The 23,354-nt window shown below is 33.8% G+C and carries 27 protein-coding genes and 1 pseudogene; 20 read left to right on the top strand and 8 right to left on the bottom strand.

What is annotated here, in order from left to right; translation table 11 throughout:
- Position 1 precedes the first annotated feature (1 nt).
- Together ACX9TM_RS17540 and ACX9TM_RS17535 are read left to right on the top strand one after the other, a co-directional pair.
- Positions 2–457 carry a DinB family protein gene (locus ACX9TM_RS17540; RefSeq protein WP_001081123.1) on the top strand — a complete coding sequence of 152 codons (456 nt, stop codon included), beginning with the start codon at positions 2–4 and terminating at the stop codon, positions 455–457.
- Positions 458–615: 158 nt separating this feature from the next.
- Positions 616–1,653, top strand: coding sequence for a DUF4003 domain-containing protein (locus ACX9TM_RS17535; RefSeq protein ID WP_002041575.1), 1,038 nt, complete (start codon positions 616–618; stop codon positions 1,651–1,653).
- A 128-nt stretch (positions 1,654–1,781) separates the two neighbouring features.
- Here ACX9TM_RS17535 and ACX9TM_RS17530 read toward each other — a convergent pair whose 3' ends face one another.
- Entirely contained in the window at positions 1,782–2,546 is a 765-nt protein-coding gene (locus ACX9TM_RS17530; RefSeq protein ID WP_000468400.1) for a DUF817 domain-containing protein, read from the bottom strand.
- A 275-nt stretch (positions 2,547–2,821) separates the two neighbouring features.
- Here ACX9TM_RS17530 and ACX9TM_RS17525 point away from each other — a divergent pair, with 275 nt between their 5' ends.
- The 5 genes from ACX9TM_RS17525 to ACX9TM_RS17505 all read left to right on the top strand — a co-directional run bounded on the left by ACX9TM_RS17525 (position 2,822) and on the right by ACX9TM_RS17505 (position 6,899).
- Positions 2,822–3,856, top strand: coding sequence for a FecCD family ABC transporter permease (locus ACX9TM_RS17525; protein WP_000902719.1), 1,035 nt, complete (start codon positions 2,822–2,824; stop codon positions 3,854–3,856).
- Positions 3,857–4,873 (top strand): FecCD family ABC transporter permease, encoded by a 1,017-nt coding sequence (locus tag ACX9TM_RS17520; RefSeq protein WP_065382512.1) that lies wholly within the window; start codon positions 3,857–3,859, stop codon positions 4,871–4,873.
- Between the two features lie 21 nt (positions 4,874–4,894).
- Positions 4,895–5,803 (top strand): iron-hydroxamate ABC transporter substrate-binding protein, encoded by a 909-nt coding sequence (locus tag ACX9TM_RS17515; protein WP_000728218.1) that lies wholly within the window; start codon positions 4,895–4,897, stop codon positions 5,801–5,803.
- Between the two features lie 217 nt (positions 5,804–6,020).
- Positions 6,021–6,572 carry a GNAT family N-acetyltransferase gene (locus tag ACX9TM_RS17510; RefSeq protein ID WP_000178509.1) on the top strand — a complete coding sequence of 184 codons (552 nt, stop codon included), beginning with the start codon at positions 6,021–6,023 and terminating at the stop codon, positions 6,570–6,572.
- 99 nt (positions 6,573–6,671) lie between these two features.
- Positions 6,672–6,899 (top strand): coiled-coil domain-containing protein, encoded by a 228-nt coding sequence (locus tag ACX9TM_RS17505; protein WP_001047304.1) that lies wholly within the window; start codon positions 6,672–6,674, stop codon positions 6,897–6,899.
- A gap of 72 nt (positions 6,900–6,971) precedes the next feature.
- Here the strand turns inward: ACX9TM_RS17505 and ACX9TM_RS17500 are convergent, their stop codons facing one another.
- On the bottom strand, positions 6,972–8,297 hold the full coding sequence (locus tag ACX9TM_RS17500; protein WP_043936322.1) for an ArsB/NhaD family transporter: 1,326 nt from the start codon (positions 8,295–8,297) through the stop codon (positions 6,972–6,974).
- Between the two features lie 262 nt (positions 8,298–8,559).
- Between ACX9TM_RS17500 and ACX9TM_RS17495 the strand changes: the two genes are divergently transcribed.
- Both ACX9TM_RS17495 and bshB2 read left to right on the top strand, forming a co-directional pair.
- The gene (locus ACX9TM_RS17495; RefSeq protein WP_000407045.1) at positions 8,560–8,910 is read left to right on the top strand and encodes a YojF family protein; all 351 of its coding nucleotides are present in this window, start codon (positions 8,560–8,562) and stop codon (positions 8,908–8,910) included.
- 15 nt (positions 8,911–8,925) lie between these two features.
- Positions 8,926–9,588, top strand: a complete 663-nt coding sequence (gene bshB2, locus ACX9TM_RS17490; RefSeq protein ID WP_000439483.1) for a bacillithiol biosynthesis deacetylase BshB2 — start codon at positions 8,926–8,928, stop codon at positions 9,586–9,588.
- A gap of 112 nt (positions 9,589–9,700) precedes the next feature.
- Here bshB2 and ACX9TM_RS17485 read toward each other — a convergent pair whose 3' ends face one another.
- Entirely contained in the window at positions 9,701–10,444 is a 744-nt protein-coding gene (locus tag ACX9TM_RS17485) for an SDR family NAD(P)-dependent oxidoreductase (protein ID WP_000768018.1), read from the bottom strand.
- 699 nt (positions 10,445–11,143) lie between these two features.
- On the opposite strand from ACX9TM_RS17485, the gene ACX9TM_RS17480 reads away from it, so the two are divergent.
- The gene (locus ACX9TM_RS17480; RefSeq protein ID WP_000865005.1) at positions 11,144–11,422 is read left to right on the top strand and encodes a hypothetical protein; all 279 of its coding nucleotides are present in this window, start codon (positions 11,144–11,146) and stop codon (positions 11,420–11,422) included.
- Positions 11,423–11,732: 310 nt separating this feature from the next.
- Positions 11,733–11,957 carry a hemolysin XhlA family protein gene (locus tag ACX9TM_RS17475; protein ID WP_000390461.1) on the top strand — a complete coding sequence of 75 codons (225 nt, stop codon included), beginning with the start codon at positions 11,733–11,735 and terminating at the stop codon, positions 11,955–11,957.
- A 43-nt stretch (positions 11,958–12,000) separates the two neighbouring features.
- Here ACX9TM_RS17475 and ACX9TM_RS17470 read toward each other — a convergent pair.
- A pseudogene (locus ACX9TM_RS17470) lies at positions 12,001–12,156 on the bottom strand (DUF5823 family protein); the annotation flags it as partial.
- A gap of 320 nt (positions 12,157–12,476) precedes the next feature.
- On the opposite strand from ACX9TM_RS17470, the gene ACX9TM_RS17465 reads away from it, so the two are divergent.
- The 3 genes from ACX9TM_RS17465 (at position 12,477) to aiiA (ending at position 16,759) form a co-directional block, all read left to right on the top strand.
- Complete coding sequence (locus ACX9TM_RS17465; RefSeq protein WP_063220844.1) at positions 12,477–13,676, top strand: multidrug effflux MFS transporter; 1,200 nt, start codon at positions 12,477–12,479, stop codon at positions 13,674–13,676.
- Positions 13,677–14,213: 537 nt separating this feature from the next.
- Positions 14,214–15,605 carry an amino acid permease gene (locus tag ACX9TM_RS17460; RefSeq protein WP_001284404.1) on the top strand — a complete coding sequence of 464 codons (1,392 nt, stop codon included), beginning with the start codon at positions 14,214–14,216 and terminating at the stop codon, positions 15,603–15,605.
- Between the two features lie 401 nt (positions 15,606–16,006).
- On the top strand, positions 16,007–16,759 hold the full coding sequence (gene aiiA, locus ACX9TM_RS17455; RefSeq protein ID WP_000216574.1) for a quorum-quenching N-acyl homoserine lactonase AiiA: 753 nt from the start codon (positions 16,007–16,009) through the stop codon (positions 16,757–16,759).
- A gap of 40 nt (positions 16,760–16,799) precedes the next feature.
- On the opposite strand, the gene ACX9TM_RS17450 is transcribed toward aiiA, so the two are convergent.
- The 3 genes from ACX9TM_RS17450 to ACX9TM_RS17440 form a co-directional block, all read right to left on the bottom strand.
- Positions 16,800–17,294: a hypothetical protein gene (locus ACX9TM_RS17450; RefSeq protein WP_000901700.1), complete on the bottom strand. Its 495-nt coding sequence runs from the start codon at positions 17,292–17,294 to the stop codon at positions 16,800–16,802.
- 89 nt (positions 17,295–17,383) lie between these two features.
- The gene (locus ACX9TM_RS17445; protein ID WP_000965811.1) at positions 17,384–17,848 is read right to left on the bottom strand and encodes a DMT family transporter; all 465 of its coding nucleotides are present in this window, start codon (positions 17,846–17,848) and stop codon (positions 17,384–17,386) included.
- A 13-nt stretch (positions 17,849–17,861) separates the two neighbouring features.
- Complete coding sequence (locus ACX9TM_RS17440) at positions 17,862–18,308, bottom strand: DMT family transporter (protein ID WP_002039063.1); 447 nt, start codon at positions 18,306–18,308, stop codon at positions 17,862–17,864.
- A 108-nt stretch (positions 18,309–18,416) separates the two neighbouring features.
- Between ACX9TM_RS17440 and yeiL the strand changes: the two genes are divergently transcribed.
- The 4 genes from yeiL (at position 18,417) to ACX9TM_RS17420 (ending at position 21,199) form a co-directional block, all read left to right on the top strand.
- Positions 18,417–19,109, top strand: coding sequence for a transcriptional regulator YeiL (yeiL, locus tag ACX9TM_RS17435; RefSeq protein WP_065382329.1), 693 nt, complete (start codon positions 18,417–18,419; stop codon positions 19,107–19,109).
- Positions 19,110–19,122: 13 nt separating this feature from the next.
- Complete coding sequence (locus ACX9TM_RS17430) at positions 19,123–19,476, top strand: glyoxalase superfamily protein (RefSeq protein ID WP_000632406.1); 354 nt, start codon at positions 19,123–19,125, stop codon at positions 19,474–19,476.
- Between the two features lie 150 nt (positions 19,477–19,626).
- Positions 19,627–20,670 (top strand): flavin-containing monooxygenase, encoded by a 1,044-nt coding sequence (locus ACX9TM_RS17425; RefSeq protein ID WP_063220846.1) that lies wholly within the window; start codon positions 19,627–19,629, stop codon positions 20,668–20,670.
- A gap of 280 nt (positions 20,671–20,950) precedes the next feature.
- On the top strand, positions 20,951–21,199 hold the full coding sequence (locus ACX9TM_RS17420; RefSeq protein ID WP_000666948.1) for a hypothetical protein: 249 nt from the start codon (positions 20,951–20,953) through the stop codon (positions 21,197–21,199).
- 88 nt (positions 21,200–21,287) lie between these two features.
- Here ACX9TM_RS17420 and ACX9TM_RS17415 read toward each other — a convergent pair whose 3' ends face one another.
- Positions 21,288–21,482: a hypothetical protein gene (locus tag ACX9TM_RS17415; RefSeq protein ID WP_000819660.1), complete on the bottom strand. Its 195-nt coding sequence runs from the start codon at positions 21,480–21,482 to the stop codon at positions 21,288–21,290.
- Positions 21,483–21,617: 135 nt separating this feature from the next.
- Between ACX9TM_RS17415 and ACX9TM_RS17410 the strand changes: the two genes are divergently transcribed.
- Both ACX9TM_RS17410 and bla2 read left to right on the top strand, forming a co-directional pair.
- On the top strand, positions 21,618–21,899 hold the full coding sequence (locus ACX9TM_RS17410; RefSeq protein ID WP_000397734.1) for a hypothetical protein: 282 nt from the start codon (positions 21,618–21,620) through the stop codon (positions 21,897–21,899).
- A 156-nt stretch (positions 21,900–22,055) separates the two neighbouring features.
- Entirely contained in the window at positions 22,056–22,829 is a 774-nt protein-coding gene (gene bla2, locus ACX9TM_RS17405; RefSeq protein WP_000742476.1) for a BcII family subclass B1 metallo-beta-lactamase, read from the top strand.
- Positions 22,830–23,354 lie beyond the last annotated feature (525 nt).

Below are 23,354 nucleotides of genomic sequence, written 5' to 3'. Positions count from 1 at the left end.
AATGAATAGACTAGTGGGTTTAAAACAATTTGAAATAACGCGCGGGGCGTTACTTAAATTTATGGAAACGTTAGATGATAAAACTGTGGATACGCAGCCAGAGGGTTTTAACAATACAATTCGTTGGCATATCGGTCACGTGTTAACAGCAGCAGAGACTTTCATGTTCGGAAGAGAATTTAAACAATTGCCAACTGAATATCCAGGTATGTTTGGATATGGATCAAGACCATCTAAATGGACGACAGAAGGACCATCGTTAGAAGTGTTAACGGCTCAATTAAAAGAACAAGCAAAACGTATTAACGAAATTCCAGCAGAAGCATTTGAAAATAAACTGCCAGAGCCATTCCTAGGATTGGAAACAGTAGGGGAGCTTTACGGTATGATGCTTTATCATGAAGCTGATCATATTGGGCAAATGAAGGCGATGGAACGTATTATTAAAGCTCTTTAGTCTTAATTGCATATAACAAGCAATACAGTTGTAATGTTAAATAATATATACAAAAAAGGTAGATAAATTATTATCTACCTTTTTTGTATAACTTCTTGAAGGATTAGAGAATTTTATAATTTTTTATGTTGTGATTATTAATTGTAGTATTCCTAAATATGGAATATACGTATAATAATAGAGAAGAACTAGAAATAGGGGTGAATACTATGATTACATTAGAGCAAAAGTTGGAGCAATATAAACATACATATGTACAGTTAAAGGGAGAACTAAAATGGAAAACGAGTGATTCTCGAACAGGAATGATGATTGCTGCTATGTATGCAGGTAGTGATAAATTGTTTGATCTCGGACGTTTTTTAGAAATTAGTAGCTATATTAAGAATCAGGTAGGGATGTTTTCATACTTAAAGTCTTATCATCGTTTTGTAGTGGCCGCAACATTAGATATTCACTTTACAGATTACAAGGAAGCTTTTCGGAAGTTTTTAGATTTATATGAACAATTGGTCACTGGTGGCTTTAGCCGGAGTATATTTACTTATCTCGCAGCAGCTGTGCTTTTAACAGAAGAAAATGAACAGCATGGCGCGCACATTCAGCGTTCGATGCAAGTATATAAACGCATGAAAAAGGATCACCTCTTTCTTACAAGTACAAATGATTATCCGCTCGCAGTTTTATTAGCAGGACAATCAGAGCATGTAGAAACACTTATGGACCGAGTGGAACGTCTTTATCAGAAACTAGCGACAGCTGGTTTGCGTAAAGGGAATGATCTTCAATTTTTGAGTCATATTCTTTCACTAAAGAAGGATGTCAGGGAAGAACTATTAGTTGCAAAATGTACAAATATATGGAATTTGTTAAAGCAAGAAAAGGTAAAAGTAAAACAGATGCATTACCCAGCTATCGGGCTACTAGCGTTACTCGAGGACGGAGAAAAAGAGATTCATTCTATTCGAGCATTTATTGAAAAATTGCAGGGGGATAAATTGTTCCGTTGGCATACAGATACAACTATTCTTATTGCTATTCAACTGTTCGTAAGTCAGAAAGGTGAGGAAAGTAAAGCTACTAACACAGGTTTACAAACAATGATAGAAGTCCTCATACAAGCACAACAGGCAGCCATGATGGCAACGATTGCCGCTTCATCTGTAGCAACATCTTCTGCTAGTAGCAGTTCATAATGTGTAATTGCTTATACTCTTGTAAATTATAACTCCCTTGATAAGGATGGTTTAAAAAATATTACTAAAAACAGTTAGCTCATCACTCTCTAATGAGTGATGGGCTAACTGTTTTTACATAATCAGCATTATCTTTTTGATTCCTTCAAATGTTTGAGCTGCGTGACAATCATAATGCTAATAACAACGAGTAAAAACCATGAACTAATTTTGCTTAAGTGAACGAGATTCCATGCTTCCCGTTGATTTGGATATTGCCATGCTCCGAAAAATGTTGCGATGTTCTCTGCAATCCAAATGAAGAAACCGATAAGGAAAAAGGAGAGAACGAGTGGTATTTTATATGTAACGCCTCGTAATGAAAATTCCACAAATGTCCGAAAGAAACCGATGAATAGAAGTAACGTTAAGAACCATCTAAAATCGTATAGAAAATGATGCGTGAAAAAATTGAAGTAAATCATTGCTCCTAATGGCACGGTAAAAATAGCTTTCGGCCAATAATGCATTTGTAAATGCAACCTTCTCCACGCTTGGCATATGTAACTTGCGACACTTGCGTACATAAAGCCGCTGTAAAGCGGAACTCCAAAAATCTTTGAATACGCCTCTTCAGGATAACTCCATGAACCGAAATGAACTTTATATATTTCTAGTAAAAGGCCGATGAGGTGAAAGACAGTAATTACTTTTAATTCGTCTTTCGTCTCAAGTCCAGTCTTGTACATAATCCACTGCATAAGAAGACATGCGATGAGTATGAAATCATAGCGATATAACCCTGGAATAGAAACGATTTTTGAAAGGGCTAGTGTTAAGAAAATAACGACTGGGAATAAGCAAGATAATGTTTGCTCGTAAGTGAAGTGTAGTAGTTGTTTTATATGGAACATTGTGTCACCTTCGGGATTTTTATTAGAAAAATCAAAATAATTAATAAGTATACTACAATTTAAAAAATAATCCAGTAGTCTATTTTGCATGTATTTGTAAGTTTTAGAAGGGAATTGTAATGAGTATTTTAATATTTAGCGAAGTGAAAAAATAGTTTGCTATTTAAAAAAAGTGGGGATATAATATCTAAATGAAAATGATAATTATTATCAATAATAATTATAAATAAAAAATAATTATAAAAAACAACTGAATATAAAGGATGAAATGAAACATGTTACATAAGTCTACTGTACATGCTGGTAATAACCGCTGGATACATATTAAGTTCATATGTTTCATGAGCTTAACAATTTTATGTTTAATTGGATCTATATTTTTAGCCATTTCATTTGGTGCAAAAGATATTCATTTACAAACGGTTTGGGCAGCGATTTTGAATTACAATCCGAAATTAACGCAGCACCAAATTATTTATGAATTAAGGCTCCCGAGAGTAATTGGTGCAGGAGTTGTAGGGGCAGCTTTTGCGGTTGCTGGTGCTGTTATGCAAGGTATAACACGAAATCCTTTAGCTGATGCAGGTGTACTCGGAATAAATGCAGGTGCGATGTTTGTAGTGGCACTTAGTTTTGCTTTTTTTCCGCATATGCCGTATTCCTATTTAATGATTGTTTCCTTTATTGGAGCAGTCTTAAGTACAGTACTTATTTTTGTTATTGGGTCAGCAACATCAGGCGGGTTAACACCAATGAGATTAACGATTGCTGGAGCAGTTATGGCAGCGCTTTTACATTCATTAAGTTCAGGTGTTGCGATTTATTATGATTTAAGCCAAGATTTAGCATTTTGGTATGCTGGTGGTGTTGCAGGGGTTAAGTGGGAACACTTGAAATTTTTAGTTCCTATTATTCTTATAACGATTATTTTCGCGACAATGCTAGGGAGATCTATTTCACTCATATCAATGGGGGATGATGTTGCTACAAATTTAGGAGTGAAAACGAACCGAACGAGAATACTAGGGATGATTATAGTAGTTATTCTGGCAGGTGTTTCTGTTTCAGCTGTTGGTTCTATTGGATTTGTAGGACTAGTTATCCCGCACATTGCTAGAAAATTAGTTGGTGTGAATTATAGACTCATTATTCCTATGTCAGCATTATTAGGAGCTATGTTATTAGTTGTAGCTGATTTAGGGGCAAGAACAGTAAATCCTCCTAAGGAACTTGCGATAGGGATTATGGTAGCTCTTGTTGGAGTTCCGTTCTTCCTCTATATAGCACGTAAAGTTGGGAGGGAGTTATAAGTGAAAGATCTTTTTAACACGGATAAAAAGAGAGCTATTACTGTAACTACAATCTTCGGATGTATAAGTATCGCTGTAATTTTAATTAGTTTAAATACAGGGACGCTGAGTATAGCACCACTTAGAGTAATTGAAACACTTTTGGGTTATGGTGATTTTGAGAGTGCAACCGTGCTATATGATTATCGTATGCCAAGAATAATAATCACGATGTTAGCCGGCATTGGTCTTGGTATTTCCGGTGCGATTTTGCAAGGGTTATCACGTAATGCACTTGCAGATCCTGGTATTTTAGGGTTGCATTCAGGTGCATCTTTCGGTCTTATCGTATTTGTTACTCTCTTTCATTCTATTAATGAGGGTGCATCCATTTTAATACCGTTATTTACATTTGGCGGAGGAGTATTAGCTGCATTTCTTATTATTTTACTTGCGAGTGATCAGTCAAAAGGTTTACTTTCCATTAGACTTATTCTCGTTGGTATTGCAGTTTCAGCTGGCTTTAGTGCAATTTCGCTATTTTTCTCTCTCAAGTTAAATGATGAGACGTATACATTCGCTTCTAGATGGCTAGTTGGTAACGTGTGGGGAAGGGATTGGATTCATGTCCTTGCATTATTACCATGGATTTTCATACTAACCCCTTATGCATGGCTAAAATCTAAAACGTTAAATGCATTGTCACTAGGTGATAGTGTAGCAGCAGGACTTGGTGTTTCTGTTCAAAAAGAACGGTTATTACTTTTAGCTACAGCGGTTGGATTATCTTGCGCAAGTGTATCGATGGCAGGAGGAATTGGTTTTATCGGTTTAGTTGCTCCGCATATCGCAAGGAAGTTAGTAGGTACTACATATCAACACTTTCTTCCTTTAGCTGGCATTATCGGAATGATTATTTTAGTGCTAGCAGATACGATAGGTCGTTCTATATTTGAGCCAAACTCTATTCCAGCTGGTATAGTAGTGGCAACTTTAGGAGCACCGTATTTTCTTTATTTACTTACAAAAACAAAATAAATACTTCAAAGAGGAGAACATATGAAAAAGAAACTTACTATTTTATTTAGCATGATGTGTATTTTAGTATTAGCAGCATGTGGTCAAACGAAAGCTAATGAAGAGGCAACGAAAAAAACGGAAAAAAGTAATGACCCAAAAATTGCTTCAATGTCTATTCATTTAACGAATGATTTACTTGCATTAGGAATTACACCAGTAGGTTCTGTTATTGGTGGAGATTTAAAAGATTTCTTACCGCACGCTAAAGAGAAGTTGAAAGATACGAAGAAGCTTGGTGTTGTAACAGATCCGAATATGGAAGCGTTACTTCAATTAAAGCCAACTGACATTTATGTTGATGAAAAATATGCTGGTAAAGATGTAGCGAAATACGAAAAAATTGCAAAAACACATTCTTTCAATTTAGATGAAGGTACGTGGAGAGAGCATTTAAAACAAGTTGGTAAACTTGTAAACCGTGAGAAAGAAGCAGATAAATATATTCAAGATTACGAAGAGCAATCAAAACGAGTAAAAGGTTTAATAGATAAAGAGCTAGGTAATAACGAAAAAGTAATGGCAATTCGCGTTACTGCAAAAGAATTGCGTGTATTTAGTACGAAAAGACCGATGGGACCAATTTTATTCCAAGACCTAGGGTTACAACCTGCAAATGGTGTAGAGAAAATTGATGGAAACCGTCCTTTCGAAGTCATTTCACAAGAAGTATTACCTGACTTTGATGCAGATGCGATTTTCGTTGTTGTAAATAGAGATGACAAAGCAAAAGCAGCATTTAAACAACTTCAAGAAACACCAATTTGGAAAGACTTAAAAGCAGTTAAAGGCAAGCATGTATACATTATCAATGATCAACCATGGCTTGACTATTCTGCTTTAGGAAACAAAATGGCAATGGATGAAGCGGAGAAAATGTTTACGAAATAATATCGATTCGTCGTTAGGAAGATCCTCTAAATTTAGAGGGTCTTTTTTTATTGTTAGAATAAATGAAAAATTATACAATGAATTTAATTTAACGTAGAGGAGATGTGCCAATGTCAGCGCTTATTGTAAGTATCCCGTTTATGAAACAGTTTATGAAACGAGGGGGTAAATAGGCTGGAATAATTATCCCCGTTATTTAATAAAGGGGGAGTTTGAAATGACAATGAATCTTTTTCGAAATAAAACGATTAAATTATCAGCTATGAGAGAAACAGATGCTGAAGTAATGGCTATGTGGCAAGAAGATAGTGAGTATTTAAGAAATGTTGATACAGATGTAGCATTCCCGCAATCTTTAAATGAAATAGCAAGTGATGGGTTATTAAAAGGACGAAGATCGAATAGTGTTTCTTTCATGGTAAGGACAGTTCAAGAAGATCGCTTAATTGGTTTTGTGGCGATTCATGGTATAGAGTGGAATAACAGAACAGGTTTATTAGCCATTGGTATAGGAGATGCGAATGATAGAGGAAAAGGATATGGGAAAGAAGCAATACATCTTATTTTAAAGTATGCTTTCTATGAATTGAATTTACACCGCGTCGGTCTGGATGTGATTTCTTATAATAAAGCAGCCATTGCGTTGTATAAAAAGATAGGTTTTCAGATGGAAGGGTGTATGAGAGAAGCGGTTCAAAGAGATGGGAAGTGTTTTGATCGTATCATTATGGGGATATTGCGGGATGAATGGATAGGGTTGCAAGATTAGCGAATACATTCAATATTATATATGTAGTATGCAGGAGATATAATGATAATTGGCGAAAATTTACAGTGAACTGATTGAATTTATAAGGAGTTATGTAAAATGAATTTAGAAAAAGCAAAACCAGTAAATGAAGAGGTCGCTGAATTAAAGGAACTAATTAAAGAGTTACACGGAAGTGTACATCAACTGCAAAGCGAAGTGCAGCAACTAAGGCACGAAAGACCAGTTGTTGAAGTGAGAAAAGGTGTTCAATTATCACCAACAATTGTCGGACAAATTGGTGGTATGATTTTAGGCGGTTTAGCAATTATCGGTATATTTTGGTGATGAAAAAAGGTTTGCAGCACGGATGCTGCAAACCTTTTGTATTTGACGATATAATTTCATGCAATACAACTTTTACATTAAATAACGTAAATATATATAAGCATGTGATAACAAGAGTGCAACAATAGTTAATGGTAAACCGATTTTTAAGAAGTCCATATAAGAGAAAGCATGTCCTTCACGTTTTGCAATACCAGCAACGACTACGTTTGCAGATGCTCCGATTAGCGTTCCGTTTCCTCCTAAGCAAGCTCCAAGAGATAACGCCCACCATAGTACTTCGATTTGCGGAGAATCGACAGATAGTCCGAGTCCTGTAGCTAAGTCTTGAATAAGAGGGATCATCGTTGCGACAAATGGGATGTTGTCGATTGTTGCAGATGCGATGCCAGATACCCATAAAATAAGTATAGCTGCAAATCCGATGTCACCGTTTGTTACGTCGATTACTTCTTTTGCAAGTGAAGAGATAAGTCCGATATCAATTAACCCGCCAACGAGAACGAATAGTCCGGCGAAGAAGAAAATGGTTACCCATTCAACGTGGGCAAATACATCTTCAATATCATGTTCTTTCACGCCGATTAACATAAGAAGTGTAGCGCCTGTCATCGCTATAACGGCAGCGTCTACATGAATAATCGAATGAAGTACGAAGCCTAAAATAGTTAGTCCTAAAATCGAAATAGATTTTAAAAGGAGGCTTTGATCCTTAATATAATCTTTTTCATTTAATGCCATTAGTTTTTCGATTTGTTCAGGTGTTGTTTTTAGTTTGTTACGGTACATGAAGTAAATAATGCCAAGTGTCACAATAGAAATAATAATTACGATTGGAGCTAAGTTAAGTAAAAAGGCGTTAAAGTCTAAATGCTTGTTTGCTGATCCAATCATAATATTAGGTGGATCACCGATTAATGTTGCTGTTCCGCCTATATTTGAAAACAGCACTTCTGAAATCAAATAAGGCACAGGATTTACTTTTAAAATACGTGTAATGGATAATGTAACAGGAACGATTAATAAAACAGTCGTTACATTGTCCAAAAATGCTGATCCGACAGCAGTTAATAGGGATAGTAATAATAAAATGCGAATCGGTTTTCCGCCAGCTGCTTTTGCCGCTTTAATGGCCACAAATTCAAAGACGCCTGATTGACTCGTAATATGTACGAGAATCATCATCCCAATTAAAAGGGTAATCGTTTCCCATTGAATATGTGATGTGAAAGCAGTATGTAAATCTACAACTCCAAAAATAATCATAATAGCAGCACCGAATAGTGCGATTACAGCACGATTCAATTTCTCAGAAATAATAAATCCGTACGTGATTAAAAATACGGCAATTGCAAAATAATATTGCCAATTTGCTACTTCATGTGCTGACTGTTCCAATCATGTCACCTTCTTTAAATTATGTATTCAATTGTCGAAATGTATCTCGCTGCAATAATACGGGATAAAATATATTGTAGCAAATTCAAAAAAGAAAGAAAACTATTTAACAAAGTGAAGGAAAAAATGTATTTTTTACATATCATATAAAAAATATAAAAAACACAGTGCAAATTATTAGGAAAAGTGAGCGTTGTCCTCTAATATAGAGATAGCAATTTACATTATTTTTGCGTAAAATGGTTTAAAGAGGTGAATTCCGATGGAAATAGTAAAAGATAGTTCTCTTATTCAAAATGAAATTGAACGTTTTGTAAATAAAGATGTATATATTCATTTAGAAACGACAAACGGAGCGTATGCATCACACATAAATGAAAAGATGATGACAGTTGGTGCTTTCATTCGAAATGCGATTATCCGTTTTGAACGCGGGAAGATAACTGGAACAAATCCATACCGAGTTGGTCTGAAAATGGATCATGGTTGGGTATATGCTGAAGGTATTACGCACTGGGAAGTAGACGATCAAGAGCGTTTATTATTAGCTGGACATGATAATTTAGGTCGTCTAGCAGTTGCACTTGAGTTAAGCTTAACACCATTTAAGTAAGAAGGAGGGAAACTTATGGAGAGACATGTACTTGTTGTATTTCCGCATCCGGATGATGAAGCATATGCTGCGGGAGGGACAATTCGCTTATTAACAGATCAAGGAGTACCTGTAACATATGCATGTGGTACTCTAGGACAAATGGGACGTAACATGGGTAAGAACGTATTCGCTAACCGTGAAACGATTCCACATATCCGTAAGAAAGAATTGAAAGATGCTTGTGAAGCGATGGGTATTAAAGATTTAAGAATGCTTGGCTTCCATGATAAAACGTTAGAATTTGAAGATGTTGATTTCGTTGCTGACAAAATTGAAGCAATCATTCAAGAAGTAAATCCATCTCGAATTATTACATTTTATCCAGAGCACGGTGTACATCCAGATCATAATGCATTTGGCCGCGCTGTCGTTCGCGCTGTATCACGTATGCCAAAAGAAGAGCGCCCAGTTATTCATGCTGTTGCGATTACGAAAAATCGTGAAGCAGTATTAGGAGAACCGGATGTTGTAAATAACATTAGTGAAGTATTTGATCATAAATTAACTGCATTAGGTGCGCACCGTTCACAAACAGAAGCAATGCTTGAAGACACGCATGCAAAAATAAAAAACAAAGATGCAGCAACATTAAAATGGCTGCAACTTGAACAGTTTTGGACTTATAAATGGGAGTAGGCTAGAAGGATATCTTCTAGTTGCTCTTACATAGAAAAAGCGCCGTCACTTGTGATGGCGCTTTTTCTTGTTGAAGACTATATATTTTTTAGGGTGCTTCAAAATTTTTAAATTAACGTGCAGTATAGCCTCCATCAACAAGAAGTGTTGTGCCGTTAACAAAACTAGCATCATCACTTGCTAAAAATAAGACAGCTTTAGCGACTTCTTCTGGTGTTCCAAGTCTGCCTTGTGGATGAAGTGAAGCTAAATATTCTTTCTGTTGAGGATTAACACTACCTAGTAAAGGGGTGTCAATATAACCAGGGCACACCGCGTTAATACGTATTCCATATTTAGCGTAGGCAGTACATAAATTTTGAGTTAATAGTTTCACACCACCTTTTGCAGAGGAGTATGCTGTTGGTGTAGGTAATGAAACAAAACTATGAATCGAACCAGCGTTAACGATGACACCACCTGTACCTTGTTTAAGAAATTGTTCAATCGAATATTTATCAGAAAGGAATACCCCAGACAAATTAATATCAATAGTTCTTTTCCACTTTTCATAGGATAATTCGTTTGCCGGTGCATCATCAGCAACGCCGGCATTGGCATACATAATATCTAATTTACCGTATGTACTTACTGTCTCATGAATTAGCTGTTTAATATCTGCCTCTTTTGTTACATCGGTTTTAATAAATAACGTATTATATCCATGTGCATTCAATTCATCTGATAGTTCTTTTCCACGTTCAGAAAAGTCAGCAATAACTACTTTTGCACCTTCTTCGATAAAAAGACGAACAGTAGATTCGCCAATTCCACTTGCACCACCAGTTATGATTGCTACTTTGTCTTTTAATTTCATATAAACCTCTCCATTCATTAATGAATTTAAGTCGAATTTTTAAATCTTGTTACTAAACTATTAACCTTAAATAGTAAGTAGATAGAAGAAAAAAGCTCGCGTTTACTTAATCGTGAGAGTGCTATTTTTTCTTTAGTGTACTTTTTGATACAGTTATGGACGAAAATATTAATTTGGTCAATTTTATCATTAGATTGAATATTTGGTAAAGAGCTCTCGAACAGAGCGAGTAAGGATGTTGAAAAAGTAAAATAAACATTCAGTATTATTTGTAGGGTAAGGAACAAAGGGGAGAGATGCATAACGAAAACTACTACTCTAGTTAAATAGGAAAAAGCCTTGCAGGGGGGCAAGGCTTTAAACAGGGTATTAAAAATGATTGATTTATTAAGAATAACTTCTTCTTGTGAATAAACTAATTTTAGCATAATAACTCATATATATGTGTTACGAATTTGTGAATAAAAACTCAATGATAAAAGTATGAGTGAAAGGAAATAATGTATTTGAAATATGCATTATTACACAAAGTTAAGTTGAAATAGGGGATTTGTATATGTAATTTCTTTTTGCATTTAATTCTTTAGAACTGATTTTTAATAATGTATATGAGAAGCGTATATTTTGAATTATTTAATAGAATAATATATATTTATATTGATTTAATGATTTTAGTTTGTTAAAAATGGGGAAATCGATATGAAGGTTAAATTTGCCGTAATAAAAGATGAGAATTTTGATTGTAGTTTATTGGAAACAAAATTATTGAAAACTTTTAAAGAAGTAGATTGTGAAGCAGATATTGTAAAGGTTGAGGATGAAATTTTTGAAAACAATGATATACAAACGTATTTATCAGAAATAACCATTCATGTTACTGGAAAAAATATTGGATATAGATCCGTTTCAGCCAGTATATTTATTGTTCTAGAGAGTTTATCAATACAGCTATTTCGTATTCATATTAGTATACTTTAAGCAGTTCAAAAAGTGGCTTCTTCAGAAAATCATACTGATTATATGGAGTTGTAAATATGAAAACAATAGAAATTATCGTAGGTGCTCCCGAATGTTGGATTGCACCTTGTTTGTTGTTAAATAAACAAGGGATTCCTTTTTTAATTTATCTTAACGCTGATTTATATAGAAGATAGGAAACATATGAATAATTCAATTAGATTGTACAAATAATTTGGTACGCGGATGTACGCAATGTATTCACAGGTAAGAGGGTTGTCTCATAATATATATAGATTTTTCTATTAAGATGAACAGAGGGTGTGAATATATGGAAGATGTTTACGCTAAAATTGACAGTCTCAAGGCGGAGCAAAAAGAAATTATGAGAGACATTCGTGCTTTAGAAACGCGTACTACTATTAATGAGAAAGATATAGCAACAATCAATAAGCAATTAGAAAAAATAAGTACAAACACTACTTGGATTTTGCGAATTATTATTAGTGCGATAATAATGTCAGTTTTAGGATTGATATTAAAAGGGATGATTTAAAAGAAAGAGGGGAGCTCCCTCTTTCTTTTATGTAAATGAGAAGCTATAAATTTTCCGTTTCCTTTTCATCTGCATACTTATCCTCTAAGGAAATTAATAGAGGGATTGATATAGTTACAAGAATGATTAAAGTAGTTATAAAAGATCTAGAAAGAGAAAAAGAACCTTCAATTAAAGGTGATAAAAACTTGAATGAAAGGCTAGTCTATCGTTTAATAATTAAACTTAAGAATTCAAACTATTTCTAATTATTCCATAAAAAGGTGACTGCATCAAGTTATCTTTTTAACAATCCTCCAAGGCCGAGCACTAGTAAAAGAAACGTAGTATGTAATATAATTGAAAAAGTATATTTAAAAATCGATGTTAATATTACCCTCCTATAAGTATTAACATACGTAATTGAGGTGTTTTCTTTGTTGTTTTATGAACGGATTTCTATAATGGCCCCTCCTGTTCCGTAGCTAAGGAAAGTCTTTTTATTTCTGAGATTTTCAAAGTTATAGGAGGGTATGAAAAATGAAAAAAGTCTCAGTACCATCACTTTTGTTAATGATTGTTCTTGTCGCATTTCCGCAAATTAGTGAAACGATTTACACACCGTCTTTACCAGACATTTCAAAGGCGTTACATGTAAGTAATAATGAGGTGCAGTTAACACTTAGTGTGTATTTTGCTGGTTTTGCGTTAGGTGTATTTTTTATTGGGTGGTTATCAGATATAATGGGTCGTCGCCGGGCGATGTTACTTGGAATTGTCGTATATGGCGCTGGGAGTTTCTTATGCTATATTGCAAGTTCCATTGAAGTTTTATTGATAAGTCGTTTTATTCAAGCGTTTGGAGCAAGTGCAGGATCCGTGGTTACACAAACGATTCTTCGGGAAAGTGTAGAAGGGCATAAGCGGCATGTTATGTTTGCTCAAATCTCGGCAGTCATTGCTTTTACACCAGCGATAGGACCGTTAATTGGTGGCTTTCTTGATCAAATGTTTGGATTTAAAATAGTATTTTTAAGTTTAGTAGTTATGAGTATCGGTATTTTTCTGTATACGTTTGTTTCTCTCCCTGAAACAAAAACGATCTCAGTAACGAATAAAATAAATGTATTTTCAGTCTCGAAGAGGTTAATTACAAATCCGAAAGTGGTAACATATGGGCTGTTAATTGGAGGAGCAAATGGTGTTTTATTTAGCTATTATGCAGAAGCGCCGTTTATCTTTATTGAATATTTTCAATTATCGCCTAGTATGTATGGATTTCTAGGAATTGTTGTTGCATCTGCTTCTATTGTTGGAGCGAAAATTTCAAAACGTTTACTTGCTACTTATAAACCAGAGAAAATTATATATATCGGTTGTCTCGTAATGACAGGGGGAGCTATCCTTTTATCTGTTATTACGTTTATTGGATTAAATCCGAATGTAATATATATGGTTGTATTTTTAATAGCAATGTTTATATTGTTATTAGGGATTGGAGTAGCGTTACCTAACTGTTTAAGTTTAGCGTTAGTAGATTTTCAAGATGTCATTGGTACAGCAGGTGCATTGTTTAGTTTAGGGTACTATGTAATTGTAACGATGACAATTTTGGGAATGAGTCAGCTGCATACAGGCTCGTTACTAGTGATGCCACTTTATTTTCTGGTTATTGTAGTTATAATGGCAGTGTTTACTAGGGTATTTATCTTTGGTAAGCAAACTTCGAAATCGATTTAAATATGAAATTGTAAAAGAGTCTCATTTTTTAATGAGACTCTTTTATATTTTGGCTGGGGTAAAGAAGTTAGTAGTTTATTAATATATTAAATTTCTCATTGGTATATAAATCGAATGTGTGGGGAATTACGTTATCAACTATAAAGGTTGAAGTATTTGAGATATGAAACCGAGGAAGAAATACTCTCCTCGGTTATTTATATTGTAATAATATACATGCCGGAATCATATTGAATAGATGTATTTTATTGTTAATTTAGTTAAAAATTAATCAGACTTATGTATAATAATTTATTGAAAAAATAATTGAATTTTTCAGATTAATGAATTAATATAAGGTAAGTAATTTTAAGATTTATAGAATATTGGAAGATGAAAGGTTTTGAGAATTTTATTAGGAGCACAAAACGATTTTAGGATAGCTTTAAAGCTAGTGTAAAATGACGTTTGCTTCATCATTTTCAGGGCCGAAAGGAATTAGGGGAAAGCATCTTGTGTTAAAATGCGGCTATGAATCATCTAAGAGGGGGAAGTGAAGTGGCAAACAAAGAATTGAAAAGAGGTTTAGAAGCACGTCATATTCAAATGATTGCTTTAGGCGGAACGATTGGTGTTGGTTTGTTTATGGGGTCAGCCAGCACAATTAAATGGACAGGTCCGTCAGTAATGCTTGCTTATGCCATTGCAGGTATTTTTATCTTCTTCATCATGCGTGCCATGGGAGAAATGTTGTATATGGAGCCAAGTACAGGCTCATTTGCGACGTTCGGTCATAAGTATATTCACCCGTTAGCTGGTTATATGACAGCGTGGAGTAACTGGTTCCAGTGGGTTATCGTTGGGATGTCAGAAATTATCGCGGTTGGAGCATATATGCAATATTGGTTCCCGGATTTACCAGCTTGGATACCAGGTATAATCGCAATGGTTATTCTTGGTGCAGCTAACTTAATTTCAGTTAAGTCATTTGGTGAATTTGAATTTTGGTTCGCGATGATTAAAATCGTTACGATTCTATTAATGATTATTGCGGGATTTGGCCTTATTTTCTTTGGAATTGGTAACGGCGGAGAAGCGATTGGCATATCTAATCTTTGGTCAAATGGCGGTTTCTTTACAGGTGGTTTTTCAGGATTCTTCTTTGCATTATCACTTGTAGTTGGGGCGTATCAAGGTGTGGAATTAATCGGAATTACTGCTGGTGAAGCGAAGGATCCAAAGAAGACACTTACAAGAGCGATTCAAAGTACAATTTGGCGTATTTTAATTTTCTACATCGGTGCTATTTTCGTTATTGTAACTGTGTATCCGTGGGATCAATTAAGTACAATTGGTAGCCCGTTCGTAGCGACTTTTGCGAAAGTTGGTATTACGGCAGCAGCTGGACTTATTAACTTTGTTGTTATTACAGCAGCAATGTCTGGTTGTAATAGTGGTATTTATAGTGCTGGTCGTATGCTTTATACGTTAGGTGTAAATGGACAAGCACCGAAATATTTTACGAAACTTTCTGGAAATGGTGTACCTTTATTTGGTACAGTTGGCGTAATTATCGGTCTGGCGGTTGGTGTTGTTTTAAGTTACATCGCACCGAAAAACTTATTCGTATATGTATATAGTGCGAGTGTACTTCCTGGTATGGTACCATGGTTTGTCATTTTAATTAGTCAAATTAATTTTAGAAAAGAAAAGGGAGCAGAGATGAAAGATCATCCATTCAAAATGCCATTTGCTCCTGTAACAAACTATTTAACGATTGCCTTTTTAATTATGGTATTAATCGGAATGTGGTTTAACGATGATACTCGTATTTCATTAGTTGTAGGTATTATTTTCTTAGCTATCGTTACAATTAGTTTCTATGCTTTCGGAATAGGAAAGCGAGCTCCGTTAGACGTTCAAAATAATAAAGAGATTTCAAGTAAATAAAGAAAAGGCTGTTCATCTGGAACAGCCTTTTCTTATTGTTGCTATTTGTCGATAAATCGATATACCTTGACGAATCGTTGATATAATTTGATTTATGATAGATATATTTGAAAAATCGTTGATATATTGTACGTTATGATAGATATATTCGAAAAATCGTTAATATAGTTTCACATACTATCTGTCACTATCATGATTAAAATCTCTCTAATACGATTTTCCCAATGGTGTGCCCGCTTTCAAGTAGTGCATGTGCTTTCTTTAAGTTTTCAGCGTTAATCGGTGTTAATGTTTCATTTTTATGTAAGCTGTACTGATAGTCTAGAAGGAATTTATTTCTAAAAAGAAGAATTTTTTACTGTATTACTTTATCCCAAACTAAATGTAAAGGTGGATACATAATGACAGTAAAGAAACTTTATTTCATCCCAGCAGGTCGTTGTATGTTGGATCATTCTTCTGTTAATGGTACACTCGCGCCGGGGAATTTATTGAACTTACCTGTATGGTGTTATCTTTTGGAGACAGAAGAGGGGCCTATTTTAGTAGATACAGGTATGCCAGAAAGTGCAGTTAATAATGAAGGGCTTTTTAACGGTACATTTGTTGAAGGACAGATTTTACCGAAAATGACTGAAGAAGATAGAATCGTGAATATATTAAAGCGTGTAGGGTATGAGCCGGACGACCTTTTATATATTATTAGTTCTCACTTACATTTTGATCATGCAGGAGGAAACGGTGCTTTTACAAATACACCGATTATTGTGCAGCGAACGGAATATGAGGCAGCACTTCATAGAGAAGAATATATGAAAGAATGTATATTACCGCATTTGAACTACAAAATTATTGAAGGGGATTATGAAGTGGTACCAGGTGTTCAATTATTGTATACGCCAGGTCATTCTCCAGGCCATCAGTCGTTATTCATTGAGACGGAGCAATCCGGTTCAGTTTTATTAACAATTGATGCATCGTACACGAAAGAGAATTTTGAAGATGAAGTGCCGTTCGCAGGATTTGATCCAGAATTAGCTTTATCTTCAATTAAACGTTTAAAAGGAGTTGTGGCGAAAGAGAAACCAATTGTTTTCTTTGGTCATGATATAGAGCAGGAAAAGGGTTGTAGAGTGTTCCCTGAGTATATATAGTGCAAAAAGTCATGAGTTCGCGTGCTCATGACTTTTTCGTTTAAATAATTTTTTTAAATAAATTATAAACTTTTTTTGAACTATCTTCGTTTAACTGATAGTACGTAAGTTTTACATCATCAGGAGTATCTTGCTGAGCAATCATCACTTCGCTGCTGTGATGATCAACTACCCATATGAAATATTTTTTATAAGTTCCATCCTCGAAAGTAATCCACATATCACAATCTATTAAGTCTGATCCTTCTTCATCTAATGTTAATTTACCTTTTTTTGCGGTATTCATACTGTTAATAAACGTTTTTAATTCATCTGTTTTTGTGAGAAAGATATCCTGTTTTGTTTTAATTGATTCGACATGTATATCTTTTATTTCCTGTTTACCTAAAAAAACAGGGGGCTCATTTGGATCTCGCGAGCTTGAAATAATAGTAGCTTTCTTTTTCGGCTTATTTGCAGTATAGAGATCTTGAATAGATTTTCCCGAGTTTATAAACCATGCAATTCCAGAAATAATTAATACGCTACCTAGCAATAAAATAATTTTTTTAATAGGATTTTCTCCTCTCTATTACTTCGTGTGAAGAGCTTTTCTATTAATATATGATAGGTAAGCGTAAAGTATTATAGTTGAACTTGGTTATGCTTCACAGTTTTTATCGGGCGATCTATGAGTAAATTGTAAGTGAGCCCAATTAATACGAAAATGCCACCGATAACTTTACCAATTGAGAGTTCATTTGTCAGGAAGAAATCAATAATAGTCCCCGCAAATAATTGTCCGATAAAGATGAGTAATGTTAAATAAAAGGCTGATATTTTAGGAGTAATATAGTTGGATAATGAAATAACGATAACTCCTACTAATCCGCCTAAGTATACGGCGATAGGAATAGATTGCAACTTATGAATAGGGATATACAATGAATCTGAACTGAAAATTAAAAATAACATAGAGAAAAATAATCCAGTAATATAATTGAAAAACGTGCCTTCCCAGTTTCCAATTTCCTTTGCTAAATTCGCGTTAATAATTCTAGCAACAACGATAGAAACACCAGCTAAAATAGCAATCGTAATATATAACATTTTCTTGCCCCCATTAATAAATTGTCATGATTATAATTCCAGAAGAGATGAAACATAATCCAATTAGTTTTTTCTTTTCAAACTTTGCAACTTTCATTCCTAATAAGCCGAAATGATCAATAACGATGGAAGCAATAGATTGACCGAGTAAACTTAATGCGATCGTAATAGAAGCACCAAGGACGGAAAAACTTATATTGTTAAAAAGAACAGTGAATACTCCAATCGCTCCAGCGCTATATAAAAAAAGTGGAATACTTTTATCGAAACGAATTTTATTTTTGTTTATGATTAAAATGAAGATAACTGCAATTAAACCGACAAGGTGAATGACCACGCTTGCTGTGTACTTGCCAATTAACTCAGATAAAATTCCATTCAATGGAAGCATAACGGCGATGAGCACACCAATAAAGACAGAAAGAAAGTTATACAATGTAATATCCCCTTTGTATTTCATATTTGTAATGACTGTATCATGCTGAAATTGTGTATTGTTATGACATATGTCATAGTGGAAGAAGAAAATTTTGATTACAATGGGGATGAGTTGTAAAGGTGGGGAACTATGAAGAAAATATGTAATTCTATTAAATTAGCAGAGTATATGAAGAAAAATAATATTGATTCATTTTTTAGTCATGATATGAAGCCATATATGGAACTTATATTTTTTAAAAAGAATGAGTTTATTTGTAGAGAAAATGAAGAGATAGATTATTTATATTTCTTTGTTGAAGGAAAAGCGAAAGCGTTTAACACATTAAGTAACGGGAAATCCGTATTACTGTGTTTTTATGATAGTTTGCAGTTACTTGGAGATGTAGAGTTAATTCATTCCCAAAGGATTACTTCAAATGTACAAGTAATGGCAGATTCATATTGTGTTGGTTTACCATTAGGAAAAGTGAGAAATCAGCTATTTCATGATGCGAAATTTTTAAGATGTATTTGTGGATCGTTAGCACATAAGTTAAATCGACTTTCAAAAAATAGTACAATTAATTTATTGTATCCGCTTGAAAATAGACTTGCGAGTTACATGTTAGCAGCAGGAGAACGGGCAGTACAGCACGGAAATAGAATTGTATTTAGTGGGAATTTAACGGAAACAGCGGAATTGTTAGGAACGAGCTATCGGCATTTGTTGCGCACATTAAATGTTTTTTGTGATAAAGAGATAATAAAGAAGAATGATGGTTGTTTTGAAGTAGTAAACGTGGAAGTTTTGGGAGAATTGGCAGCAGATGTTTATAAATAGGAGGAGAGTATAAATGATAACACCTATATTTAGAATTTTTGATATTGAAAAAGCAAAACTATTTTACTTAGGTTTTTTAGGATTTAAACTGGATTGGGAACATCGGTATGAGGAAAATATGCCATTATATTTGCAAATTTCGTTACAGGATGCTGTGATACATTTATCAGAACATCATGGTGATGCCTCACCAGGTGGTGCGATTCGGATCAAAATAGATGATGTAAAGGATTATCATTCTGTAGTATTAAGTAAAGAATATGCTTATTCGAAGCCGAATATAGAAAAAACACCTTGGGGTACAATTGAATTAACTGTAATTGATCCGTTTTCAAATAGAATTACACTATACGAGGAAAAATTGTAGAAATGGAATGAAGAGTAGTTCATAGAGCAGTGAACTGCTCTTTTTTATTTTGAGTAGATATTGAATCATATAAAAAGAAAATGTTATGATTATGGAAACGTATGAATATATGAACAAGTATTCATGCGTTTAAGAAGAGGAGGGATTAGAATGAAAGATCTAATTATTATTGGGGCGGGTCAAGCTGGATTAACAATGGGATATTACTTGAAGCAAGAAGGGTATAATTTTTTATTACTTGAGGCAGGAAAACGTGTTGGTGATTCATGGAGAAATCGATATGATTCTTTGCAGCTTTTTACCCCAAGGTCTTACAGTAGCTTGCCGGGTATGGCGTTAATAGGTGAAAAAAATGAATTTCCATATAAAGATGAAATTGCAACTTATTTAGAAGAATATGCAAGACATTTTCAATTACCGGTACAATTACAAACGGAAGTTCTAAAAATAAAGAAAGAAAAAGAAATATTTGAATTACATACTCCTACAGAAATTTTACAAACGAAAAAAGTTATTATCGCAACAGGTGCTTTTCAGCAGCCGTTTATTCCCTCAGTTTTAGCAAATCTATCATCACATATTTTTCAAATACATTCATCACAATATAAATCACCGTCACAAATTCCTAAGGGAAAAGTACTAGTAGTAGGTGGTGGGAATTCAGGAATGCAAATTGCAGTAGAACTGGCAAAGACTCATGAAGTTACGGTGTCTATTAGTCATTCTTTAACGTTTTTACCATTACAACTTTTTGGAAAAAGTATTTTTAATCTGCTAGAAAAAGTGGGTTTATTGTACGCTGAAATAAATACAAAGAGGGGAAGATGGTTTCAGAAGAGAAAGGACCCTATTTTCGGTTTTGAAGGTAAGAAACTTATTCGTAATGGAGCAATCAAACTGCAAGAAAAAGTAGTAAGTGCATCAGGAAATAACATTATGTTTCAGAATGGTGATACTTATAGTGCAGAAAGCGTTATATGGTCAACTGGTTTTGTACAAAATTATAATTGGATTGAAATTGAACAGGCAGTGAATGAGAAAGGATTTCCTAATCATATAAAGGGAATCAGTCCAGTAAAAGGATTGTATTATATCGGTTTACCATGGCAATCTCAAAGGGGTTCCGCACTTATTTGTGGTGTAGGAAAGGATGCAGCGTATGTACTTTCTGAAATCAAAAAAATAGATCAGTAGCAATAACTACTGATCATCCATATGTACATGAATTAGGAGAGGTCAAACATTTATTAACTTTATTATAATAGACTTTCATAGAATTAAAAACTGAAAATTCAAATTTAATGTTGAGAAAGTTTTTTGTATCGAAATATACGAAAAAATAGGGATTTTTATTAAAACAGAAAAAGATATTTCTATTTTAGTAAATTATGATATAGTCTAAATAAGTGTGTTTTTCCATAAATGTAATTATTTTCATTGTAATTTTGTTTATATGAGGGAAGGAGAAGTAATTATGAAGTTTGATGATCAACGCTTACTAGGAGTCCGATTAGGTTCTGTACTTGTGACAGAGGAAAATCAATATTTAGTAATTAAGAAAAAAGATCATTATGCACTGTTAAATATACATAATTTAGAATGCACTCATGTTGAAGTGCAGTTAGAACATTTGGAAGAAATGTTGCGGGAAGATTTCCAAGAAAGTATAACGGAGATTATCGCACCAGAACATATAAAAATTGTTGCGAAAAATGTTATATAGGTAAAGAAGCTGGAAGGGACAGCTTCTTTATTTTCATTATAAGGATAACGTTTTTACAACCTCACCAATGAAGTGTTTTCTTTTTTAGTTAGTTTGAAGTGAACTTTTGAAAAAATTTGTCTCGGTACATGTACATAACCCATGAGATTGTTATTAAAGAAATGATGATTTGTTTGTTTTTAATTGGTGCATTGAAAACAAGCCAACCAACTATATCAAATAACAAATGTAGCACGATTGAAAGAACTACAAATTGAAGTAACGTATTTAAAAATCTTTTCATAAAGTGTCCCCCTAAAATAATAGGTTTTATTAACAGTTTGATATAGTGATATTATACATTAAATGTGTATTGGGGTAAAATTTACATAAGTTAGTGGAATTAAAGCAAATGAAAGTTAGTAAGGGGGGAACATTCATGGAATTCTGGACGGTTATACTGATAGTAGCCTTTGGTTTCATTTATATCGCTGAAAAATTAACTACAATTGAAAAGAAAAATGATGCGCATTTAAAGAGAATTGAAGATAGATTACAATTAATTACGAAAGAAATGGGAATTGTAGAAAGAGAACCTGAAATTAATAAAGAACTACGCCAGCTTGTAGAAGAAGGCAAAAAAGTTACAGCAGTTAAGAGAGTAAGAGAAGCTTTTGGTTTTTCCTTACTAGAAGCGAAGCAATATGTTAATAAATTATAAAAAAGATCATCCATTTGGGTGATCTTTTTTCACTGCACCATGCGTGTATTTACATAAGCGGCGATAATAAAGTGTCCAATTATATGGAACAAACATTTGAGATAAATTGTCTAATATAGGTAATAACTATTTAGCTTGAAAGAAAGGGTTGATAACATGAAAAAGAATACGTTGTTAAAAGTAGGATTATGTGTAGGTTTACTAGGAACAATTCAATTTGTTAGCACAATTTCTTCTGTACAAGCATCACAAAAGGTAGAGAAAACAGTAATAAAAAATGAGACGGGAACCATTTCAATATCTCAGTTAAACAAGAATGTATGGGTTCATACGGAGTTAGGTTATTTTAATGGAGAAGCAGTTCCTTCGAACGGTCTAGTTCTTAATACTGCTAAAGGACTAGTGCTTGTTGATTCTTCTTGGGATAACAAATTAACGAAGGAACTAATAGAAATGGTAGAAAAGAAATTTCAGAAGCGCATAACGGATGTCATTATTACACATGCGCACGCTGATCGAATTGGCGGAATAAAAACGTTGAAAGAAAGAGGAATTAAAGCGCATAGTACAGCATTAACCGCAGAACTAGCAAAGAACAGTGGATATGAAGAGCCGCTTGGAGATTTACAAATAATTACGAGTTTGAAGTTTGGCAATACAAAAGTAGAAACGTTCTATCCAGGGAAAGGACATACAGAAGATAATATTGTTGTTTGGCTGCCACAATATCAAATTTTAGCTGGAGGCTGTTTAGTAAAATCTGCGGAAGCTAAAGATTTAGGAAATGTTGCGGATGCGTATGTAAATGAATGGTCTACATCGATTGAGAATGTGCTGAAGCGATATGGAAATATAAATTCGGTAGTACCTGGTCATGGAGAAGTAGGAGACAAGGGGTTACTTTTACATACATTGGATTTATTAAAATAAGAAATTGTAGAAATACAAAAGAAAGGAGAAATAATTTTCTCCTTTCTTTCTTCTAACTATATTTAAATGCTGAATCTGTCGATTACGTCAGCATATATTACTGAGATTTTAATTCCAAGTATACAAATACTAGTACTGTCATAATTGCAATAACAACGTAAGTAGCATCAAGCATTATAAGTGTTTTTAAAGTTTCAGTCATCGTAATTCACCCCTGTTATAAAAATATAACATGATCTTTTTATTGATTAGATTAGAGATCATAAAGATAAAATGTATATGAAATTTCTTAAGTAGCTTCTATATAAATATATCATATAAATAATGTAAGTAATGTTAAGATAGTGTAAATGTATTGTAAATAAAGAGGTTTACAATGAAGGCTTTAATAAAAAAATGATAGTTCCTTAAAATAAAAAATACGCTATTTTCATATGAGATGAATTGCAATTATTTGTATAAGGGATTCAAAAAAATTTTTTTGTTGTATATATTTCTCTAAATTAATTATTTAGCTATTTAAAA

This window comes from Bacillus sp. LH1, assembly GCF_057924895.1.
Note: the sequence above shows the minus strand (reverse complement) of the source record. Positions and strands in the feature narration are given on the sequence as shown.

What these genes read in the sequence shown, in the direction of transcription:
- ACX9TM_RS17445 (WP_000965811.1), bottom strand. Translation starts at nt 17,848, where the DNA reads ATGTTATATATTACGATTGCTATTTTAGCTGGTGTTTCTATCGTTGTT.
- ACX9TM_RS17535 (WP_002041575.1), top strand. Translation starts at nt 616, where the DNA reads ATGGAATATACGTATAATAATAGAGAAGAACTAGAAATAGGGGTGAAT.
- ACX9TM_RS17410 (WP_000397734.1), top strand. Translation starts at nt 21,618, where the DNA reads ATGGAATTCTGGACGGTTATACTGATAGTAGCCTTTGGTTTCATTTAT.
- bla2 (WP_000742476.1), top strand. Translation starts at nt 22,056, where the DNA reads ATGAAAAAGAATACGTTGTTAAAAGTAGGATTATGTGTAGGTTTACTA.
- ACX9TM_RS17440 (WP_002039063.1), bottom strand. Translation starts at nt 18,308, where the DNA reads ATGAAATACAAAGGGGATATTACATTGTATAACTTTCTTTCTGTCTTT.
- ACX9TM_RS17525 (WP_000902719.1), top strand. Translation starts at nt 2,822, where the DNA reads ATGTTACATAAGTCTACTGTACATGCTGGTAATAACCGCTGGATACAT.
- ACX9TM_RS17510 (WP_000178509.1), top strand. Translation starts at nt 6,021, where the DNA reads ATGACAATGAATCTTTTTCGAAATAAAACGATTAAATTATCAGCTATG.
- ACX9TM_RS17485 (WP_000768018.1), bottom strand. Translation starts at nt 10,444, where the DNA reads ATGAAATTAAAAGACAAAGTAGCAATCATAACTGGTGGTGCAAGTGGA.
- ACX9TM_RS17515 (WP_000728218.1), top strand. Translation starts at nt 4,895, where the DNA reads ATGAAAAAGAAACTTACTATTTTATTTAGCATGATGTGTATTTTAGTA.
- ACX9TM_RS17475 (WP_000390461.1), top strand. Translation starts at nt 11,733, where the DNA reads ATGGAAGATGTTTACGCTAAAATTGACAGTCTCAAGGCGGAGCAAAAA.
- aiiA (WP_000216574.1), top strand. Translation starts at nt 16,007, where the DNA reads ATGACAGTAAAGAAACTTTATTTCATCCCAGCAGGTCGTTGTATGTTG.
- ACX9TM_RS17480 (WP_000865005.1), top strand. Translation starts at nt 11,144, where the DNA reads ATGAAGGTTAAATTTGCCGTAATAAAAGATGAGAATTTTGATTGTAGT.
- ACX9TM_RS17430 (WP_000632406.1), top strand. Translation starts at nt 19,123, where the DNA reads ATGATAACACCTATATTTAGAATTTTTGATATTGAAAAAGCAAAACTA.
- ACX9TM_RS17495 (WP_000407045.1), top strand. Translation starts at nt 8,560, where the DNA reads ATGGAAATAGTAAAAGATAGTTCTCTTATTCAAAATGAAATTGAACGT.
- ACX9TM_RS17415 (WP_000819660.1), bottom strand. Translation starts at nt 21,482, where the DNA reads ATGAAAAGATTTTTAAATACGTTACTTCAATTTGTAGTTCTTTCAATC.
- bshB2 (WP_000439483.1), top strand. Translation starts at nt 8,926, where the DNA reads ATGGAGAGACATGTACTTGTTGTATTTCCGCATCCGGATGATGAAGCA.
- ACX9TM_RS17465 (WP_063220844.1), top strand. Translation starts at nt 12,477, where the DNA reads ATGAAAAAAGTCTCAGTACCATCACTTTTGTTAATGATTGTTCTTGTC.
- yeiL (WP_065382329.1), top strand. Translation starts at nt 18,417, where the DNA reads ATGAAGAAAATATGTAATTCTATTAAATTAGCAGAGTATATGAAGAAA.
- ACX9TM_RS17505 (WP_001047304.1), top strand. Translation starts at nt 6,672, where the DNA reads ATGAATTTAGAAAAAGCAAAACCAGTAAATGAAGAGGTCGCTGAATTA.
- ACX9TM_RS17540 (WP_001081123.1), top strand. Translation starts at nt 2, where the DNA reads ATGAATAGACTAGTGGGTTTAAAACAATTTGAAATAACGCGCGGGGCG.
- ACX9TM_RS17425 (WP_063220846.1), top strand. Translation starts at nt 19,627, where the DNA reads ATGAAAGATCTAATTATTATTGGGGCGGGTCAAGCTGGATTAACAATG.
- ACX9TM_RS17420 (WP_000666948.1), top strand. Translation starts at nt 20,951, where the DNA reads ATGAAGTTTGATGATCAACGCTTACTAGGAGTCCGATTAGGTTCTGTA.
- ACX9TM_RS17530 (WP_000468400.1), bottom strand. Translation starts at nt 2,546, where the DNA reads ATGTTCCATATAAAACAACTACTACACTTCACTTACGAGCAAACATTA.